Consider the following 19,991-nt stretch of genomic DNA (forward strand, 5'->3'; position numbering starts at 1 on the left):
TTTCTCGACCGCCGCCAGTTCCGCTCTCTATAATCGCCAGAGGTAGGCGCGCTCCTGGGTGCGTAGGGTGTCGACGTTCTCACACGACGCGGCAGCGCCAGGGCAGCAAACGCTTCGCGCGGAATGGAGCTGGGCATTGTTCCACCTTTTAGATCCAGTAGACGAATGTCCAGCGTAGCGCAAAAAATCTTCCAGAAAGCGAGCCAGTAGTATAATTTCAGCCAGTAACCAAGCCGGGACATGACAAGGGTATTGTGAGTTTTTTCTGGTCATAGCGGTATTTAGCTGCACTGGTAGTGAGGGGATACCCCTGCATTTGCCGCCAAGCTATCGGATGTCTGCGCCGCTGTCGGTAGATGATCTACCAAGCTAGGTAATCCACTTGAAGCTTAAACACATTAAACAGGACCCTACCGACTGTGTGGCGGCGCTAACGCGCGCTCAGGCGGCGGGGTGTATTACCTTTCGCCAGTAGCGCTCAACCGAAGGGATTATCCGCTCGATAACTCAGTCTGAGTGATGCAGTTTGTGCCGATTGCATTGAGCGCGAGCTTTTTCGCCATTTATTCGCTGGTGTTAAGTAGTACGATGTTTGTAGGACAGGCGGCCGCATCTGAGGCGAAAATGCAATTGGGTAAGCGCCTAGTGCGTATTGACCATGTCGGCAGCTTTTCCCGCCGCAACATCACCCGTGCCGAAGGCCAGTGCAGTGGACACGCCAGCGTAGATGTTCTGGACGTGGCCGATTTTAGATTTAGCGATGGCGGCCTTTTAACTCGGCGCCGATTACCACCGTCAGAACGACAGCGGATGTTTTCTCTGCGCACTCTGTTCAGCGCCAGCAACGCCTATTTATGGCAACGCGCTTGGATCTGTGTTATAATGCAGCCCGCCCCGGCCATTTTAATTTGGGTATGTGCAGTCTTGATCTATGTCGCTGACCGCAGAGGTAAAGAGTTAGTGAAGGCTCTGCGCGGCCCGCACCGCTTCTATTGGTCCACTGTATATCGGTTCCGGCTCAGATGCCGCCGGTAACAATCACAACGCGGGAAATTCATGCAGGTTGGGAAGAAAAAACCATGTCCTGTCGAACGCCTATTGAGTGCTACCGTAACATCGGTATCCAGTGCTCACATCGATGCCGGTAAAACCACTAAAAAAGAACGTATTCTGTTTTTTACCGACGTAAACCATAAAAATTGGCGAGGTGCACGGCCGCCGCCCCACGATGGACTGGATGGAGCATTAACGGGGAATTACCATTACCTCCTCCGCTACCATTGCCTATTAGCAAGGGATAGCCAGCGATTTTCGGCATACTATATCAATATTATTGATACCCTTGGATATGTGGATTTTGCCATCGAGGTAGAGCCCTCTGTGCGGGTATTGGATGACGCGGTGATGACCTATGATGCCGTGGGTGGTTGTATAGTCATAATTGAAATGGTATGGCGCCAGGCTGATAAATATCGCGTTCCGTGCATCGCTTTCGTCAATAAAATTAACCACACCGGAGCGGGCTTTGAACAGCTCAAGGATATCACGGCGCCGGTACTAATTCCGGTCGGGGCGTGAGGAAGTATTTCCAGGGCGTGGTGGATTTGGTGAAAAATGAAGATGATCGTTTGGGACGAAACTAGACTGGGGATCATTACCTATGACGCCATCCCGGCCGATCTATAGCCGCTGGCCAAAATTTGGCATAACTGCATGGCAGAAGCAGAGCTGCCGAAGTCAATGAAGTGTTGCTAGAAAAATACTTTAATGGTGATCCTCTTAAGCGAGCACGAGCTGAAAGCGGAGCCGCTGGCAGCAGACGATCGCTAATGAGATCGTGTGCCGATGCTATGCGGCAGTGCATTTAAAAATAAAGGCGTGCAGGCGTTGCTGGATGCGGTAGTGGATTACTTGCTGTCGCTGGTGGGTGTGCGTGCGATAAGTGGCCATGGCAAGGTGGACTACGAAGCGGTGGCGTGTCACGCCGGCGACAGTGAGCTGTTTTCCACGCTGGCGTTCAAAATCATGACTGATTCCTTATCATGACTGATTCCTTTTTCTGGTAATTGATTTTCATTCGCGTCTATTCCAGTGTCGCTAGTACCGGCGATACAATTTACAGCCCAAAAAAAGAACGCCTTGAGCGGCGGCTGCTGCAAATGCATGCCAACAAATGCAAGGATATTAAAGAGGTGCGCCCCGGGGCGACATTATCGCTACCGTCGGGATGAAAGATATGACCACTGGTGATACGCTAAGCGTCCGGCGCAAGCTATTATTCTGAAAAACATATTGTTCCCCAAGCTGCTCATTTCGTAAGCTATCGAGCCGAAAACGAAAGGCGATCAGGAAAAATGGGTATCGCCCTTGATCGTCTGATTCAGGAGGATCCATCGCTTCGTGTGCGTACCGAATACTGTCAAACGATTATTTCGGGATAGGCTAGCTGTATCTAGAAATACTGATGGATCGCCTGCGTCATAAATTTAATTTGGAGGTCTCTGTTGGGAAACATCAGGTGATTTACCGGGAAACCATTACCTAAAGCATCGAGTCGGTGGAAGGCAAATTTGTCAAACAATCTGGTGGCCGGGGGACAATATGGGAATGTGGTGTTGAATTTGACGCCGTAGCCTGTCGGTCATGGCTATTCTTTTTTGATACATTAAGGGCGATGTGGTACCGAGGGAGTGGTATATCCCGGCCGTGAATAAAGGTATCCAAAAAAACCCTGGTAACCGGCGTGCTCGGCAGTTTATACCGGGTGGTAGATGTAAAAGTAGCGCTGATATTTGGTTCCATTATGTGGACTTCAATGAAAAAGCGTTTCGCATGGCGGCATCGATGGCCTTCAAGGAGGGTATGCGCCGAGCATTTCCGTGCTTCTGGAGTCGATGATAGCAGTGGAGGTCGAGACGGCGGAGGAATTTATGGGCAATGTGATAAGGATCTCTCCTCATGGCGCGGTACGGTGCAGAGGAATGTAAGATGTCATCGGCAGTAAACTTATCTGCGCCAAGGTGCCGCTGGCCGAGATGTTCGGCTTATTCTACCATATTGCGCTCGATGTCCCAAGAGAGCGCGACTTATATAATGGAGTTTAAGTACTATGCCGCGACCTACCGCGGCGGGCTGCCGATGAGATAATTAAGGCACGATAGCGCCAAGGGCCGCGCCACGGTTGCTACCTGGCCCGTGAGGAGCTTGGTAGCGCCTTGTGCGCCTGGCTTAACTTTATAAGTTTGCCGTCTGCGGCATGCGCGGTGCGTCCTTCCTGCAAAGAGGCCAACTCGCCAGGCCGTGTTGATTATCGTCACGGCCTGGCACTTTCGTATTGAAGCTGTCTGTCTGTCAATTTCGGCAATCAGCCTGTCCGTTGATCTAGGCAATCAGGTAAAGTCACCATCGTCATTGCTAAAATCGTCAGCACCGAAATCGTTATAATCTGTATTTTTTCCGTTATCCGTTTGATCAAAAAATGGCTGTCGGAGATATTATTGAGCGTATCGAGATTATCATAGTTAAGATATTTATTTAATAGGGTATCTATAGCGCATGAAAGCGATGTGGTGAGATTATCGATAATGTTAACAATTTCTTGCGACGCGGAACAATGGAATATATTATAGTGAGTATATTGCCCAGCACCACCCCTGCCCGCAACGCCAGCAACCGTTTTTGTAGCGCGCTGGACAGAAAACTTCCACCACGCGGAGCATTATACGGCTGCGCATAATCGCTGTGGCCTGCCAGTGGATGCTGCGGGGAAAGGGACCAAGAGGAAGCCCCTGACTGCTGAAGCGGTTGACTGCCCTATATCGGTGCCTCCTGTGGCTGGGTGACACTCGCTGAACAGTACGCTGAGAAAACCGGCGCCGCTCTGCTGAGCATCCCGTCTTCAATTATGCCACTTTATTTTGCAGTTACTGCACTTGCTGACCAAGCTGGTGCAGTGCGGTCTCTTGAATCAAGATAGATTGTGTCATACAACAAGGGGACGCAGGTTGTTGCTGAACAAAACCCTGAATATCTGTCCACTCCAACATCGCGAGGACCTGCTCTTCGCTCCTTCTGCTTCAGACGTTGAAGCAGGCCTTCGATAAGACGTTACTCTTTAGATTGCATAAGTCAGATTTCCATCGATGGTGTGCCAAAGTGAGACTGCCACGACCTATCTTTAAATTTAGCCCTATCCTTGCCGAGGCGGAAAGGCCTCTGCGTGAAGGTTTATGGGGAATTGTTACTAGTTGGCACCTGAGGCGGGACACTAACTCCCCGACCGACGCGAGAGGAGTAAACTGTCATCTTTGTTCTATCATTACCGGCAAGTAGCTGCTAATTTTGCCGCTAGAGAGTGTTTATTATGGCTCATTTTGCCGCCCAACCTTAACAATTTCCCAACGGGGCTGACAAACTGCTGCTTTATTAATGTTGCGCCCCGTGCTCGGGAGAGGTAATGGAGGCGGATCACTGCTTTGGGCATTGATTATACGATTTTCTTCTATAACCCCAATATCCACCCGCAGCGGGAATATCTGATCCGCAAGGAAGAGAATATTCGTTTTGCGGAGAAGCATCAGGTTCCGTTTGTCGATGCTGATTACGACAGCAACAACTAGTTTACCCGCGCCAAAGATATGGAACAGGAACCATAGTGGGGCATCCGCTGCACCATGTGTTTCGATATGCGTTTTGAACGTACCGCGCCGCTCTTCGCCGCTGAAAATAGTTTCAGCGTGATTTCTAGCTCGCTCGGTATTTCCCGCTGGACGGCAATCTACCCACATTGAACAATGGCGCGCGGCGCAGCAGCACGGGCAATGTCGCCGTCGGCGCGATGATGGATAAACCACAACCATATGACGCCGTTTCTTTTTTTGAACTCAGCATCAAGGCTTCCTCTATAAAATATATGGGCCCATGCACCCAAATGAGACCAGCAGGAAATTATCATGAGACCAGCAGGAAATTATCGGCGTGCCGGATGAGGATAACTTCGTTTCTCTGTATGACTTAAACGATAATCTAGTGGTGGCCGCCCACCGGATGCGTAAGACCGGCGTACTGTTGATTAACATAGGAGAAAAACTTGGTATTGCTAAGGCATAGCTAATCGTCGCCGACACCTATGAAGCGAAAAGATGACTGCGCATCAGCGCCATAGTGGCAATGCCTGCAGTCGTTTCGGCTCCGATTCTCTTTATGGTAGCGCAAAATTTTACTGGTAAACATGTGTGCCGCTAGAGGTCGATGATATGATGCGCTGCCGGCACATAACAGGGCGGCGACTTTCCTGCTTCATCCTGCTCCGGCCCAGGGACGGTGAATATTCTCATCCTCTATTTTCAGGTAAAGAAAAGGACAGATAAGCAATGACACAACCCCTATTTATGGTTGGTGCGCGCGGATGCGGCAAGACCACGGTAGGTCAGACATTAGCGCGGGTATTGGGATGTGCATTTACCGATACCGACGAGATGTTGTGGCGGTCTAACGGCAAGACTGTGGCAGATATTGTCGCTGAAGAAGGCTGGATGGGCTTTCGGGCAAGGGAGAGTGAAATCCTGGCAAGCGTTACACAAGGGCAAACTGTGGTGGCTACGGGTGGCGGTATTATTTTATCGGCGGCTAACCGACGTTTCATTCGCGCGCGCGGCACCGTCGTGTATCTAAACGTGTCGGCGCAGGAGCTTGCGCGCCGTCTACAGGCATACCCCGAGGAGGCACAGCGGCCCAGTTTGACGGGGAAACCGATGATTGAAGAAATCGCTGAAGTGCTAGCCACACGTGAAAAACTCTATCAAGAAGCGGCACACCATATAGTAGACGCCAGTCAGGCGCCCGACGATGTGGTCTATACCATTTTACAACAGCTTTCATCAGCGATTAGCGATTAAGGCCACCAATTCACTAATCATGAGCATAAAATCGGCATCGAAACTGGCGGCGAAATCGCCGCAATCTGTATCATTATTCTGCTCGCATAGCGTATCGGCGAATTTCACCCGTTTAACCGTGCCATCATCGCCCAATAAAAACTGCGCTCGCTCCCGCCAATCCAGCACCAGCTTGGTCACCAGTTTACCTGCCTCGATCGATATGTACTGCGATTTTGTTGCTGGACAAATCCTGCTTTTTGCAGTGAACGATGCCGCTTTCTTCCAGTAGCGCTTTCAGCTCAGCATCATCTTGAATAGCGAAGCCGGCGGCGGGATCGCTGCTGCGTACCCATCCGGATAGAGTCATTTCAATCGGTTTTTCCATGGTCAGCTGCAACCCAACCGGCAACGAGCCGATAGATTTTCGCAGCAGCGCCAGGCAATCTTTCGCTTTTTTTTGGCGCTGACGACGTAGACTAGCACCAAATTGTTGACAGGATATCCAGCCACAATAACGTTTGACCAAAATGGCTGAAGGCGTGAGGGCATCAGAGTGTGCAGTACTTTGTTCTTTCTTGAGCGCGTTCTTTTCTATTCTACGCAGTTTCCGGCTTTGTTCATATTCAAGTTTGTCGATTTTTCTCTGCAGCTCACTTCCTCACCGGAGGATATTAGAATTTTTCTTCCTTATGGTGCAGGCACAACAGGACATATTCTGATATCGCGCGAGTCAGCACGTCGCTTTTGGCGCCCATGGAAGGAACCCAGTTAGATTTCTCCATATCCTGACTGCCACAGGGTATGAAGTCGGATAACTGCTGTTTGATTTGCTCTACCAACAGCTCGACTGGTCGGTTCAAATGGTAAGTTATGACATTATTAAACTATAAATAATAGATATCCATTATCTGACGTACCTCCAGCGCGATTTGCCAAAAAATGCAGCGCGTATGATAATAATGAATTGCAGGCGGCTTCTTCTGGAAAAAAGCGTACAATAGTTATCCGTATTTGACGTTTTTGGGGTGTGGTATGTAACGGGTGAAGTAGGCACTACGTGCGTGCAACCTTCTATGCTATAGGATAAAAACATGGGCTTGGTATGCCGGAAACGCATCCCAGAGAGGGTGGCGATAGACGCTTGCCGAGTAGCGGCACCAAAGGTGATTGCGCCCGTTTATCGGCATCAAAAATTAATAATTATATTAAATATATATTAACTTAATAGCGTAGCATCATTCTAATTTGCAAAAAATAAAGAAGTTAGTTTATGGAGATGCAGGATGTGGTGGCCATCTGCGCCAACCGAGTGTCATGAGGGATCACTTTTCAGTGGCGTTCTTACGGCGTTCTCTATTTCACTCTTGCTTAGCGCTAATTAGTAGCGCACTGGGATTTAGCATGGTCGCTCCCTGAGCGCAGTGGACAGAGTCGCTGGCAATATTGTCACGGTGGTGGGAAATAATAGCGATGAATTAGCAGGGCATTAAATAATGGTTTGGGGAAATTAACCTGGACGATTTTTTCCCACTAATATATCGCCAAAAAATATCACCGGTGCGCTGCAAAACAGAGAAGAAGCGCTGCATCCCGACTATCTCCAGCACCAGCTTAAGAAAATACACGCGGAAGTCAGCCAAGGCGGTCGCCGAGGCGATGCACGCCCCTGACCCCTGAGCGCAGCGAGCAGATTGTGGCGGCGCTGGCTGAGCGGTTGAATCAGCGCATGGATACTGTGACCGGAGATACTAAGCGAGACGACCGTGCATCAGGCGCTGCCAAGCCAATAGTAATTGTACCCTGACGCCGGAGGCGCTAAGTCAAGCTACCGATAATGTGATGCGTGATAAACAGCAGGCGGCAGAAACGATAAAACAACGGATCGATACACCTAAGTAGAATATCAGCCATGCGCGGGAAGATTTGAAGAGCTAGCGCAAGGAAATCAAACAGTGTGCCAATAAGGCCGCTGCGCTGCCGCCGGCGCTAAGTACGCGCTTTGGCTATTCATTACCCTATTGCTGGGGGCGATAGTCAGCGCCAGCAGCTGGTAGGGGGTGAGAATTAGCGAGCGCTATCATGTCCGTTCACCATGCCACCGTTGTGCGCACGGATGACGGGCTCCACAAAGCTTGGCTAAAACGTTGCCCCACAGCCCCCACAGCGGGAATAGCTCAATTTTATTCTTCTTATCCTATGATGGTCCCCAAATAGCGCTCAGTGCCGCTTCTTGTCGCTTATCGCTGGGCATAACTCGCTGCCATGGATGAATGAAGATGAATGGCGTATAAGGTTCTCTACTACTGCGGAAAATATGGCTGTACCGAAACACTCATCTCCAGCACTGGATTTATGCAGGATTACGAGAGGCCAAGCGGGGGCAATCACGCAGCGGCGCGGATATTTTCCATCTGTTGTCATGTTGGTGGGCAGATGAGTAATGTCGACAGACTGTACATTCTCTGCCGACCTTAAATAGGCGCCGCCTTGGGTATTCGGCAGTGAATGCTAGACGCCGATTCTTAAGGCGGTTCATAGCGACTCTAGTGGCATGCGTAGCGTGGCATAGCTTTGGCCGTAGGAAAAAAGCGTTAAACCGAGACCGACACCCCTGCTACCCACACGCGGCGGTGCCTGCGGCCTGCCGCGTGTGGGTAGCAGGGGTGTCAACGGGCAGGCGGGCGGGGTGTAGTTGCTGTGGACAAAAAGGTTGCCAACTGCGTCAATAACGGGCTTGTTAACGTTGCCGTAGGTAGGCGCCCGCCCGGCAGGGCGTATCAAAATAGATTAGGTCCCGTCACGGCATTCCCTGAATCAGAGTACTGGTAATGATAGCGATACTGGTGGTAGTTTACTTAAATTACCTTATGCCGGGAAATGTCTTCCTAATGATATCGCCTCACTGGTCACCTTTACCACTGCATAGGTATGGATTATGATCTTATGTTCGCAAATCGTCTTTCGCCGTAAGCTCAAACTCGATCAGGTAAGGGAGCTGAAATTCTCTTTGCCCGGTAATCCAATAGCTGCGGGCGGGCCTCGGTGTCGTCTTCCTGCTGTTTACTATCGGTTTGACGAAGTACTTACCCACCACCCGGTTGCCGTTATACGTAGAAGCAGTGTGGGGTTTACTGCTATTACTGCGATACTGTTGGGTAAAAACGAAGCTCGAGGCCGCCGCCTCCTGAGCGCAAAGTTCTGCCAGGTGATTCGGGGTGGAGGGGATTTATCGGGCTAACACTACCGGGCTTGCGGCAGGCGCAGTACATGAAGCCGGTTAGCATGGCTGACCGGCTTCAGACAGACAGAGCAGGTGCACTCTCTATTCCTGGCGGAAGTGGACTACAGTCTTGTCAAGTTCTCAGACAGATATTTAGCGACACCTTCCGGTGAAGCGATCATCCCTTCCTGCCCTTTTTCCCATTGTGCCGGGCAGACTTCGCCGTATTCTTCATGGAATTGCAGGGCATCTACCATTCGCATCATTTCGTCGATATTGCGGCCTAGCGGCAGGTCGTTAACGACCTGATGGCGAACAATCCCGTCTTTGTCAATAAGGAACGAACCGCGCAGCGCGACGCCAGCGCTAGGATGTTCGATACCATAGGCTTTGATGATTTCGCGTTTGATGTCCGCTACCATCGGGTACTTGACTGGTCCAATACCGCCTTTGTCTATGGAGACCTGCCGCCAAGCATTGTGTACAAACTCTGAGTCAAAAGAGACACCGATGATTTCCACGCTGCGCTTCTGAAATTCTGCGTAACGTTTGTCGAAAGCAATCAGTTCGGACGGACAGACGAAAGTGAAGTCCATCGGCCAGAAGAATATGACTGCCAGCTTACCTTGAATGTGGGATTTAAGATTGAAATTATTAACGATTTCACCAGTACCGAGCACGGCGGCGGCGATAAAATCGGGGGCTTGACGAGTGACCAGAACCATATTTACTCCTGTAAAATAATGTTGCGGATTGATAGGATTTAAGCCGACCTGGTATAAGGCCGTGCTGAGGAAGGATAAGGATAAAGTCAACTATATTGATTGGTTAAATAGGTTATAACTATCGAAGCGATAGGTGAATATTGTCATCATGGTTTTGCTCTTATTTTCAGCTGATAAGCAGACGCGTTCAGCGTTTGCCTGCGCAGCCGGAGATCCTCCTCGTTGCCGGTTGGTAGTAAGGAGGGTGAGGAAAAAGGTACTAACGGGTCACGTTGTCATGAGGGGCTGGGGGCTGCACTGCCGGACGGCGGCAGGCATCTAGGTGGCCGATTTACCAGTGACGGTTTCGCTTACGGATACACGGTGACCTTGCTATGGCTTGGCACGTGTGCGCTTGAAAGAAATTAATTGGAATATATTGCGTGTCGCATTAATTTTAGACCAGTGCGCTTGATAGAATGGAAAAAAGGTAATAAAATTAAATTAGAATGAAAAATGGAGTAATCATAGCGGTATACTGTTTATGTTTATTATTTCATGCGTGGAATAATTATAGAAAAATTGTTCATCTTATTTTTCAGTTCATCTGAAATATGACGAGCACAATATCCCGGATATTGTTATGGAGTTGAAGCGACAAGGTTTTCAGATCAATAGACAGTACCTTGATCACTAAGTTTCTGACTTCGGCTATGTAAATACCGATCCGGCGAGGGCGGAAAATTTGGTCAAGGCATTGACCGATGATGACATCGAGTATTTGTAGTTTATTCGAGTCGGGTCGAGGATACTCAACCTGCTGCTGCATTTGTTTGAGAATTTGACGAATATTAATTAACGGCGATAGAGAAAAAATTCCCATTGGCTTTATTAGCGATATCACGGTCATTCATGTGATGTTATCAATAAAAACATGTCGGATGGCGCAGCGTCCATGGCATCGTAGCAGCCAAAAATAAATAAGAAAGACTTTTTAGCTCCAATACGATTATCTTCGGATAATTTTTTCGCTTTCGGCCAGCGACGAAGAGAGATTAATTTATAAAATCGTGATCCTTAATTTTTTCCGATGCGACGTCTATTCCGGTGTATTATTACCCTTATTTCTGTCATATGGCTATGAATAATCTGATGTTGTTTAAGCATCAAGCGGCTATCTGAGCCTGAGCTGAAAAGATAGTTTCAGAGAAATTCGCATGCGGTAGAATAAAATTCCGCTGTAAACGATAGCTTCCTCCACTGGCAGTGCCATGGTTAAATAAAGTAGGCACAACTCAATTACTGAAATATTTATCTACCAAAGCGTAAATAATCGATGTAATTTCATTATCCACCGTGCCCTGCCAATCAGTGGGGCGAAAATGTAATTAAAAAGTCTGGATAAGGTTTTTATAGCCGCCAGCGCCTGTCGCTTCCGCGACACTATAGCCACAGGTCTTAAGTTTGGTTCTTATCGTCGTCTAGTCAGAGATAGGGTTCCCGTGCTCAGCAAGATCGTCAATATACTGCTGTTTGGTCGCCTCATCATACCAGACGCCTATGCCCCTCGTACAACTTTTTCTAGAGAAACGCTGCGCCGGGATCAAATTTTCGTCCAGGCGCAACATCACTATAGCATACGACCTGGGTGGGAGTAATATCCGAATAGCAGTGCAGGACAGCCCTGCGCTAGTTGAATGATGGTCTCGATTTGCACCGGATGATAAGGCGGGAAAGTTTATACCGACGCCAGGTTCACATTTTCTACCCCGATAGAGGTATCGTTAAGATTATTTCACCCGACCCAGGCGCTAAGGCCGGCGCGCCAGGCGCGATCCTTCTCGTCCACTAGGTTGAAAATACGTATATCGTCGAACTCAGCGTCTATATAGCTTTGATCGTCGAGATCGGGCACCAGATAATGCGCACTGAGCGTCGCGTCTCCGCTCAGTGCGTTGATCGAGTTGGCGAAATTGAGAGCGGTATAATGTATCACTAGAAGCGCACGCGTTGGTTGAATCCTTTTACCGAACGGTAACTTGTGGCATCGATAGGGTATATGGCTAAGACTCCTCTAAGACTCCTTCCTGTGAGATGATTGCCTAGCGCTATTCGTAACACTCCTGTCATTGCCAGTAATGACAGGCCATTGGGCTATTACTGGGACATTGCGTGCAGGTCGCCAAATGGATAGTTGTGCATGGACCCCTACCCCTGTATTCCGAGAAGGCAATTCTCGATAGGGGCGATCCGGCCATGTGGCGGATAAGGTGGACACGTCACTAGACGACAATCGAAAGCGAACTGGTGAGCTAGTGCGCTCAGTGACCCAGCGAGCCTTATCACGCTGCATGCATTATCACCGGATTAGAGTTGTCAAGACGCCGCTTTCAGCTGGTCATATTGGTTTGGATCTCCGGATAAATCTTGCCCAGAGACGACAACAGTGGGCAGCGCTCTGGCCATACCAGTTAGCACTTGGGCCAGAAAAAGCCTATTATCGGCCAGCATCGCGCAGTAGCCAGCGTTTCCGCTACAGGAGCGGTTAAGGGATTGAAACCCCGCCAGCGTATCCGGCAGAGCGGCGCGATTTCTCGCTACGCCCGCAATCGGACTTGTAGCCAGTGGCGCGGCAGAAAATGATCCCAGATAACGTCCAGCGCGATAGGTGCCATCCGCCGCATCACCGTCGAAAACAGCGTGCGCACCTGCTTTACAGCTTCGTGATTATCGATAAGGCTATCAATATAGCTATGCATACGAATGCTCGCCACAATCTCGGGTGAATATAGACACTCGGGGGATCACCATGGACAAAATCCGCCATCAGATTTCCGAGCAGGGAGCTTTGCGCCAGGGTGTGGCAAGATGCAGATGAGCAAGAAAATTCATTCCATCAGTATACAGAAAAAGCGGAGCAACATAGCTTAATTCTTGCAGGAAGGAACGCATAGCTCTAGACTGAGTCGCCTATTTTGATGCTGAAGTGATTTATTATGCGCGTTGCAGACTTCTCTTTTAAATTGCCCGATAATCTGATTGCCCGTTATCCACAGGTGGAACGCAGTGCCTGCCGTTTACTATCTCTAGACGGCCAGACGGGCGTGCTGGCGCATCAGGTCTTTATCGATTTGCTGGACAAATTGGCGCCCGGAGACTTACTGGTATTCAACAATACCTGGGTGATCCCCGCCCTTTTATTCGGCCGTAAAGTCAGCGGCGGTAAAATCGAAGTCTTGGTAGAAAGGGTTCTCGATGATAAGCGGGTACTTGCCCATGTGCGCGCGTCCAAGGCACCGAAAGCCGACGCCGAGCTGCTATTGGGTGATGATAATAGCATCGCCACTACTATGGTGGCGCGCCACAATTCACTTTTTGAACTGCGTTTCGAAGATCCCCGCGATGTGCTGACACTGCTCAATGATGCCGGCCATATGCCTTTGCCGCCCTATATCGATAGGCCTGACGATACCGCGGATCGTGAGCTCTATCAGACGGTTTACGGTGAACGGCGTGGTGCGGTGGCGGCGCCTACCGCCGGCCTGCATTTCGACGAGCCACTGCTGGAGGCGCTGCGCGCTAAAGGCGTTGTGATGGCGTTTGTCACCTTGCATGTAGGCGCTGGAACCTTCCAGCCGGTGCGGGTGGATCGGATTGAACAGCATCAGATGCACTCGGAGTATACTGAAGTAACGCAGGAGGTAGTTGATGCGGTTCTGGCGTGCAAGTCGCGCGGCAACCGTGTCGTGGCTGTCGGTACTACCTCCGCGCGCTCGCTTGAGAGCGCGGCCGCGGCGTCGGGAGAGAATACCCTGGCGCCATTTTTTGGCGACACGCGCATTTTTATTTATCCTGGTTATCAATTTCGCGTTATTGATGCGCTTATCACTAATTTTCATCTGCCAGAGTCCACCCTCATAATGCTAGTATCGGCGTTCGCTGGTTATCGCCATACGCTGGCGGCCTACCGGGAAGCGGTGGCGCAGGCGTACCGTTTTTTCAGCTATGGAGACGCTATGTTTATCACCCGGAATCCCGCTGCTGCCCGAGAGCGGGTTGGTGAGCCGTGATCGGACGGTATAATCGCCAATAGCGGGTCTGGATTCGTCCTTTAAGCAAACCGTCGGCGGCAGAAAACCGGTATAAATAACACCAACAAATTCTGCGGACTGCCTTGTACATCGACTCACGTGGTTGTTAGGATGCACTCCTTTTCATCAAATATCGGACTGTTTCTCTGGTGTTGGAGGATGTGTGGAATATCAATTATTGAAAACCGATGGCCCGGCCCGCCGCGGGCGGCTAGTTTTTGATCGGGGTGTTGTGGAAACGCCGGCGTTTATGCCGGTCGGGACTTATGGCACCGTGAAGGGCATGATGCCCGAAGAAGTGAAAGAAACCGGCGCGCAGATTCTGCTGGGCAATACCTTTCACCTTTGGCTGCGACCGGGCCAGGAAGTCATGAAGATGCATGGCGATTTGCACGATTTTATGCAGTGGCATGGGCCAATACTAACCGATTCGGGCGGGTTCCAGGTATTCAGTCTGGGCGACATTCGCAAAATTACCGAAGAAGGTGTGCATTTCCGCAATCCCATCAACGGCACCACAATTTTTCTAAGCCCGGAAAAATCTATGGAAATACAGTACGATATAGGTTCCGATATTGTCATGATTTTTGACGAATGTATGCCTTATCCTTCCGATTGGGATTACGCAAAGTGCTCGATGGAAATGTCGTTACGCTGGGCGGCCCGCAGTCGTCAGCGTTTTGACGAACTTGGAAATCCCAATGCGATTTTCGGCATTATACAGGGTAGTATTTACGAAGATTTACGAGATGTATCGGTAAAAAGACTGGTAGAGATCGGTTTTGATGGTTACGCTGTGGGCGGCCTGGCAGTAGGGGAACCGAAAGCTGATATGCACCGTATTTTGGCGCACCTATGCCCGAAGATCCCGGTGAGCAAACCGCGCTATTTGATGGGCGTCGGCAAACCTGAAGATTTAGTGGAGGGCGTTCGTCATGGTATTGATATGTTCGACTGCGTCATGCCGACCCGCAATGCCCGTAATGGTCATCTGTTTGTTACCGATGGCGTGGTAAAAATACGCAACGCCCGGTATAAAGACGATGTCGCGCCGCTAGATGCAGAATGTGATTGTTACACCTGTCGCAATTATAGCCGTGCGTACTTACATCATCTTGACCGTTGCAACGAAATATTGGGTGCTCGTCTAAATACTATCCATAATCTACGTTATTATCAGCGATTGATGGCGGGTTTACGCCAGGCTATCGATGAGGGTAAATTAGAGCACCTTGTAGGTGAGTTTTATCGCCGGACAAGTAAACCGGTGCACCTTTAGTCGTTGAGTTAAATAACGATGAGGGAATTTAAATGAGCTTTTTCGTTTTTGACGCCGTTGCTGCCACCGGTGATTCGTCCCAGTCAAGTCCTTACTCTCTGGTGGTGATGCTGGTTGTTTTTATTCTGATCTTTTATTTCATGATCCTGCGCCCACAGCAAAAGCGCGCCAAGATGCATAAAGAGTTAATAAATTCCATTTCCAAAGGAGATGAAATTCTGATGACTAGTGGTCTGGTGGGGCGCGTGGTGAAAATCGCGGATACCGGCTATATTTCCATCGCGCTCAACGATACTAATGAAGTGGTCATTAAGCGTGATTTCGTGGCTGCTGTTTTGCCAAAAGGTACGATGAAAGCACTGTAATAAACGATTCTCTCGAAGGGAACTGCCGTGTTAAACCGTTATCCTTTATGGAAATATATCATGCTGGTGCTGGTGCTGGTCGTTGGGCTACTGTATGCACTTCCCAACCTGTATGGTGAGGATCCGGCTATACAGATCACTGGCGCGCGGGGTAGTACCGCCAGTGAATCGACTCTGGTCCAGATCCGGACTGTATTAGAACAACAACATATCTCCAGTAAATCCATTAACCTAGAAAATGGCGCTATTCTGGCCCGTTTTTCCAACTGGGACGTGCAGCTTCGCGCCCACGAAGCATTGATGAACGCCCTCGGCGAAAATTATGTCGTGGCGCTTAATCTAGCTCCGGCTACCCCTTTTTGGTTAGCCAAGGTAGGGGTGGCGCCGATGAAGCTCGGCCTGGATTTGCGCGGCGGCGTTCACTTCCTGATGGAAGTGGATATGGACACCGCGCTTAATAAGCTGCAGGAGCAGACGATGGATACCCTGTGTGGCGATTTACGCGAAAAGGGCATTCCGTATGCGACGGAGCGTAAAATCGAGAATCACGGAAGCGGATTTCGCTTCCGTGATACCGATACCCGAGATCAGGCGATATCCTGGTTGAAGTCGCGCCACCGTGATCTGGTGATCAATAGTATCGGAGACAACGCGCTGCGCGCCACGCTGGCAGACGATCGCCTGCGCCAGGCCCGCGAGTACGCAGTGCAACAGAACATTACTATTCTGCGCAACCGCGTCAATCAGCTGGGCGTCGCCGAGCCCTTGGTGCAGCGCCAGGGCACTAACCGAATTGTGGTCGAGCTGCCGGGTATCCAGGATACGGCCAGCGCCAAAGAAATTTTGGGGGCGACCGCCACGCTGGAATTCCGTCTGATCAATAGCTCGGTAGATCAAACTGCTGCCGCCAACGGCCGCGTGCCGGGAGATTCGGAGATGAAAGTCACCCGCGACGGCCAGCCGGTCGTGTTGTACAAACGAGTCATTCTGACCGGCGATCATATCACCGACTCCGCCTCCAGCGCCGATGAATATAACCGCCCGCAGGTGAATGTTTCCCTGGACGACAGCGGCGGAACGACCATGTTTAACTTCACCAAAGACAATATCGGCAAGCTGATGGCCACGCTGTTTGTGGAGTATAGGGATAGCGGCAAGAAAGACGCCAACGGTCGCGCCATTTTGGAGAAACGGGAAGAAGTCATTAATGTCGCCACTATCCAGTCGCNATTACCGGCATCAATAATCCCAACGAGGCGCGCCAGCTGTCGCTGCTGCTGCGGGCAGGCGCGTTGATTGCGCCGATCCAGATTGTGGAAGAGCGCACTATCGGCCCGACCCTGGGGCCACAGAATATTACCCAAGGGCTAGAAGCCTGTTTATGGGGACTGGTAGCATCAATTGTGTTTATGGTAGCATGGTATCAAAAATTTGGTCTTATCGCCACCATGGCGCTCATCGCAAACTTGGTGCTGATTATTGGCATCATGTCTATGCTGCCCGGCGCGACGCTGACCATGCCGGGTATTGCCGGTATTGTATTGACGCTGGCAGTGGCAGTGGACGCTAATGTGCTTATCAATGAACGCATTAAAGAAGAATTGCGCAACGGTCGCACAGTGCAGCAGGCCATTCATGAGGGCTATCGAGGTGCGTTCTCCAGCATCGTTGATGCTAACGTCACGACGCTAATTATCGCCATTATCCTGTACGCGGTGGGCACGGGCTCTATCAAGGGCTTCTCCATTACCACTGCTATCGGGATTGCTACCTCAATGTTCACAGCTATCATCGGTACTCGTGCTGTCGTTAACCTGCTTTATGGTGGTAAACGCATCGATAAGCTGTCTATCTAGGAGTGGCTTGTGGCTCAGCAACGAAGAAATGTCGAAGAATTGAATTACGGCCGTAAAGTCTACGACTTTATGCGCTGGGATTATGTGGTGTTCACTCTGTCGGCTATCTTGCTTATTACCTCCATCGTCATCATGGCGGTACGGGGATTTAACTGGGGACTGGATTTCACAGGCGGCACGGTGATTGAACTTAACCTGGAAAAGGCCGCCGACCTTGACAAGATGCATGGCGCGCTTGAATATGCGGGCTTCACGGATCTGCTGGTGCAGAATTTCGGCAGCAGCCGCGATGTGATAGTCCGTATGCCCCCAGTGCAAGATGACCTTGGTCAGGATATGGGCAACAAAGTGCTCGGGGTGATTAATCAGGCAACTGGGCAGAATGCCACCGTGAAGCGGGTCGAGTTTGTTGGACCGAGCGTCGGTAGCGACCTGGCTCAGGACGGCTGCATGGCGCTGCTGGTAGCGTTGATCTGTATCCTGATTTATATCGGCTTCCGGTTTGAATGGAGGTTGGCCACCGGTGCAGTATTGGCGCTGACTCATGACGTGGTTATTACGCTTGGGGTTCTGTCGCTGTTCCATATCGAAATCGATATGACGATTATCGCTTCGCTGATGTCCGTGATTGGTTACTCGCTAAACGACAGTATCGTGGTGTCAGACCGTATTCGTGAAAACTTCCGTAAAATCCGCCGTGGCAGTGCCTACGATATTTTTAACGTTTCGCTGACGCAAACCTTGAGCCGGACCATTATGACCTCTGCTACGACCCTGATGGTGGTATTGATGCTATTGATTTTCGGTGGCGCAATGCTGCGCGGCTTCTCTACAACGCTGTTTATCGGCGTCTTTATTGGTACCGTCAGCTCCATCTATGTGGCGTCGGCATTGGCGCTTAAGCTCGGCATGAAGCGCGAACATCTGCTGCAGCAGAAGGTGGAAAAAGAGGGNGCCGATCAGCAGTCGCTGCTGCCCTGAAAGACGCATAGCGCGCTATGAAGAAGAACGCCGCCGAGCGACACAAGCGACACAGGAGCGCTGCCCTGGCGGTTGCTGCACGAGCATGTATCAATCTATTGGCTGCCGACAGGTTTGGTAGCGTCTAACGCTGGCGGATTTTGCGGCTTGTCCCGGCTGAATATCATTAGCCGGATAAAACCTACCTCTCCTCCGTCGTCAGGCCGGACATTCGCAGTTCTATAGTGGCCTCGGTTCTCGGCAGCAAGGAGGATGTAGGATGTAGGATGTAGGATGGCACAGAAATCGGCTGGGTAAGCACATCGGCGGTTAATGGCTTACCCGTGGCATCCACCTGTCCCCAATATACAATCCCGTGCAGTGGCACGGGCAGTGGCATTAGCACTGCGCCGCCGGTGCTATAGATATACAACTTCGCGCGTGATCTGCTAGCTTCCCCTCCTCTATCTGAGAGGATTGAGAGCCGCAATTTGCCCGTCTCGCTTTGCATGTTTCCCGCGGTTTTTTCCTCGGTAGATACCGCGGATCGACTGCTGATTCTGCTCGTTTTTCGCCACCAGCGCGTCGACTTGATGGGTTAGTGTTTGCAAATACTAGTTTAAATGCCCTACTTCGCTACCTAGTTTAGGCACCCGCTTGGCCTCCTGTCGGCTGACGCAGCCGGCTAGCAATAGCAGGGCGGTAACGGCATATCTATCGAGATAACTGATTTTCATAGCGGCAATTTACTTTTTTCAACGATTGTGTTCAGTTTAGCCATTAAGCGCCGGAAGGTTATGGGACGCGCCGCGTTCTCTTCTCATAAATATCGGTAACTCTACAGCGCCGGTTCAGCTTTAAGTACTGTTGCTTTATCCTTGGCGAAGTTTTCGCTAAACTACCCTATCCTTAATCAGCCGGCCGGGAAGTGCTATGCATTGTCCGTTTTGTTCTGCAGTCGATACCAAAGTGATAGATTTTCGTCTAGAGTGAGGGAAGGAAACCTAGGTTCGACGCCGTCGGCGGTACGTCATCTGTAATGAATACTTCACGACATTTGAAGTGGCGAAACTTATGCTGCCTCGCATCATCGAAAGCAATGATGTACGCGAACCTTTTAACGAAGAAAAGCTGCGTAGTAGTTTTTTGAAAGCGTTAGAAACGCGACAGGTCAAGTCCGACGATGTCGAAATAGCCATCAACCACATCAAAATCCCAGCTGCGCTATATACCGGCGAGCACGAAGTACCAAGCAAAATGATCAGCAATCTCGTGATGGACGTGCTGAAAAATCTGGATAAGGTTATCTATATCCGCTTTGTCTCGGTTTTGCAGCTACGAGGATATCCGCGAGTTCGGCGAAGAGATCGCCCGACTGCATGACTTGCATCACCCTTAAGGACCTTCTTATGGAGCATGATGAGGTTTTTCTCGCGCGCGCATTTGAACTGGCGCGTTGTGGACGCTTTACTACCGCACCCAATCCTAATGTGGGCTGCGTTATCGTCCTCGATGGACGCATTGTAGGCGAAGGTTATCATCAGCGTGCCGGCGAGCCGCATGCCGAAGTTTATGCGCTGCGCAGGGCGGGAGGGGCGGCGCGCGGCGCTACCGCCTATGTCACCCTTGAACCCTGC

14 protein-coding genes and 8 pseudogenes are annotated in these 19,991 nt (G+C 50.4%); 13 read left to right on the plus strand and 9 right to left on the minus strand.

Translation table 11 applies throughout. From position 1 onward, the window contains the following. A partial coding sequence (locus BG74_RS14770) for a hypothetical protein (protein WP_204376302.1) occupies positions 1 to 242 on the minus strand: 242 nt, incomplete at its 3' end. A gap of 286 nt (positions 243 to 528) precedes the next feature. Here BG74_RS14770 and BG74_RS03605 point away from each other — a divergent pair. From BG74_RS03605 to aroL, 5 genes and pseudogenes are all read left to right on the plus strand, one after another. Next, complete coding sequence (locus BG74_RS03605) at positions 529 to 1,035, plus strand: extensin family protein (RefSeq protein ID WP_187202571.1); 507 nt, start codon at positions 529 to 531, stop codon at positions 1,033 to 1,035. A gap of 44 nt (positions 1,036 to 1,079) precedes the next feature. Next, positions 1,080 to 3,161: pseudogene (fusA, locus tag BG74_RS19465) on the plus strand (elongation factor G). Positions 3,162 to 4,341: 1,180 nt separating this feature from the next. Further along, positions 4,342 to 4,769: pseudogene (locus tag BG74_RS03615) on the plus strand (epoxyqueuosine reductase QueH); the annotation flags it as partial. Between the two features lie 208 nt (positions 4,770 to 4,977). Continuing rightward, on the plus strand, positions 4,978 to 5,109 hold the full coding sequence (locus BG74_RS18840; protein WP_256364205.1) for a hypothetical protein: 132 nt from the start codon (positions 4,978 to 4,980) through the stop codon (positions 5,107 to 5,109). Between the two features lie 263 nt (positions 5,110 to 5,372). Beyond that, positions 5,373 to 5,897, plus strand: a complete 525-nt coding sequence (aroL, locus tag BG74_RS03620) for a shikimate kinase AroL (RefSeq protein ID WP_066596675.1) — start codon at positions 5,373 to 5,375, stop codon at positions 5,895 to 5,897. Here the strand turns inward: aroL and rdgC (BG74_RS16425) are convergent. The 6 genes and pseudogenes from rdgC (BG74_RS16425) to BG74_RS16430 form a co-directional block, all read right to left on the minus strand. Beyond that, a complete protein-coding gene (gene rdgC / locus BG74_RS16425) occupies positions 5,880 to 6,077 on the minus strand; it encodes a recombination-associated protein RdgC (RefSeq protein ID WP_244267239.1) in 198 nt (65 codons plus the stop codon). The two genes, aroL and rdgC (BG74_RS16425), sit on opposite strands and share 18 nt — an antisense overlap. A gap of 4 nt (positions 6,078 to 6,081) precedes the next feature. Continuing rightward, on the minus strand, positions 6,082 to 6,528 hold the full coding sequence (rdgC, locus tag BG74_RS18845; RefSeq protein ID WP_369678495.1) for a recombination-associated protein RdgC: 447 nt from the start codon (positions 6,526 to 6,528) through the stop codon (positions 6,082 to 6,084). Between the two features lie 22 nt (positions 6,529 to 6,550). Next, positions 6,551 to 6,739 (minus strand): recombination-associated protein RdgC, encoded by a 189-nt coding sequence (rdgC, locus tag BG74_RS18850; protein ID WP_256364206.1) that lies wholly within the window; start codon positions 6,737 to 6,739, stop codon positions 6,551 to 6,553. A gap of 2,482 nt (positions 6,740 to 9,221) precedes the next feature. Beyond that, positions 9,222 to 9,824 (minus strand): peroxiredoxin C, encoded by a 603-nt coding sequence (locus BG74_RS03635; protein WP_066596678.1) that lies wholly within the window; start codon positions 9,822 to 9,824, stop codon positions 9,222 to 9,224. A gap of 1,274 nt (positions 9,825 to 11,098) precedes the next feature. Then, positions 11,099 to 11,864 (minus strand): annotated as a pseudogene (locus BG74_RS03645) (N-acetylmuramoyl-L-alanine amidase). 551 nt (positions 11,865 to 12,415) lie between these two features. Next, positions 12,416 to 12,695, minus strand: a pseudogene (locus tag BG74_RS16430) (ACP phosphodiesterase); the annotation flags it as partial. A gap of 104 nt (positions 12,696 to 12,799) precedes the next feature. Between BG74_RS16430 and queA the strand changes: the two are divergent. The 6 genes and pseudogenes from queA to secF form a co-directional block, all read left to right on the plus strand. Next, on the plus strand, positions 12,800 to 13,873 hold the full coding sequence (gene queA, locus BG74_RS03650) for a tRNA preQ1(34) S-adenosylmethionine ribosyltransferase-isomerase QueA (protein WP_066596680.1): 1,074 nt from the start codon (positions 12,800 to 12,802) through the stop codon (positions 13,871 to 13,873). Between the two features lie 184 nt (positions 13,874 to 14,057). Beyond that, positions 14,058 to 15,173, plus strand: coding sequence for a tRNA guanosine(34) transglycosylase Tgt (tgt, locus tag BG74_RS03655; RefSeq protein ID WP_066596681.1), 1,116 nt, complete (start codon positions 14,058 to 14,060; stop codon positions 15,171 to 15,173). Between the two features lie 32 nt (positions 15,174 to 15,205). After that, the gene (gene yajC, locus BG74_RS03660; RefSeq protein ID WP_066596682.1) at positions 15,206 to 15,538 is read left to right on the plus strand and encodes a preprotein translocase subunit YajC; all 333 of its coding nucleotides are present in this window, start codon (positions 15,206 to 15,208) and stop codon (positions 15,536 to 15,538) included. A gap of 75 nt (positions 15,539 to 15,613) precedes the next feature. After that, positions 15,614 to 16,766: pseudogene (locus BG74_RS16435) on the plus strand (SecDF P1 head subdomain-containing protein); the annotation flags it as partial. Position 16,767: 1 nt separating this feature from the next. Continuing rightward, positions 16,768 to 17,394 (plus strand): annotated as a pseudogene (gene secD, locus BG74_RS16440) (protein translocase subunit SecD); the annotation flags it as partial. A 69-nt stretch (positions 17,395 to 17,463) separates the two neighbouring features. After that, positions 17,464 to 18,347 (plus strand): protein translocase subunit SecF (secF, locus tag BG74_RS03670; RefSeq protein WP_244267245.1); only part of this gene is annotated, 884 nt, incomplete at its 3' end. Between the two features lie 209 nt (positions 18,348 to 18,556). Here secF and BG74_RS03675 read toward each other — a convergent pair. After that, positions 18,557 to 18,949 carry a DUF3251 domain-containing protein gene (locus tag BG74_RS03675; RefSeq protein WP_369678496.1) on the minus strand — a complete coding sequence of 131 codons (393 nt, stop codon included), beginning with the start codon at positions 18,947 to 18,949 and terminating at the stop codon, positions 18,557 to 18,559. Between the two features lie 19 nt (positions 18,950 to 18,968). After that, a complete protein-coding gene (locus tag BG74_RS18855; protein WP_256364207.1) occupies positions 18,969 to 19,091 on the minus strand; it encodes a SadB/YajI family lipoprotein in 123 nt (40 codons plus the stop codon). 196 nt (positions 19,092 to 19,287) lie between these two features. Between BG74_RS18855 and nrdR the strand changes: the two are divergent. Together nrdR and ribD are read left to right on the plus strand one after the other, a co-directional pair. Beyond that, a pseudogene (gene nrdR, locus BG74_RS03680) lies at positions 19,288 to 19,753 on the plus strand (transcriptional regulator NrdR). A gap of 10 nt (positions 19,754 to 19,763) precedes the next feature. Then, positions 19,764 to 19,991, plus strand: a pseudogene (ribD, locus tag BG74_RS03685) (bifunctional diaminohydroxyphosphoribosylaminopyrimidine deaminase/5-amino-6-(5-phosphoribosylamino)uracil reductase RibD); the annotation flags it as partial.

The sequence above is a fragment of the Sodalis-like endosymbiont of Proechinophthirus fluctus genome, assembly GCF_001602625.1.
Lineage (GTDB): Bacteria > Pseudomonadota > Gammaproteobacteria > Enterobacterales > Enterobacteriaceae.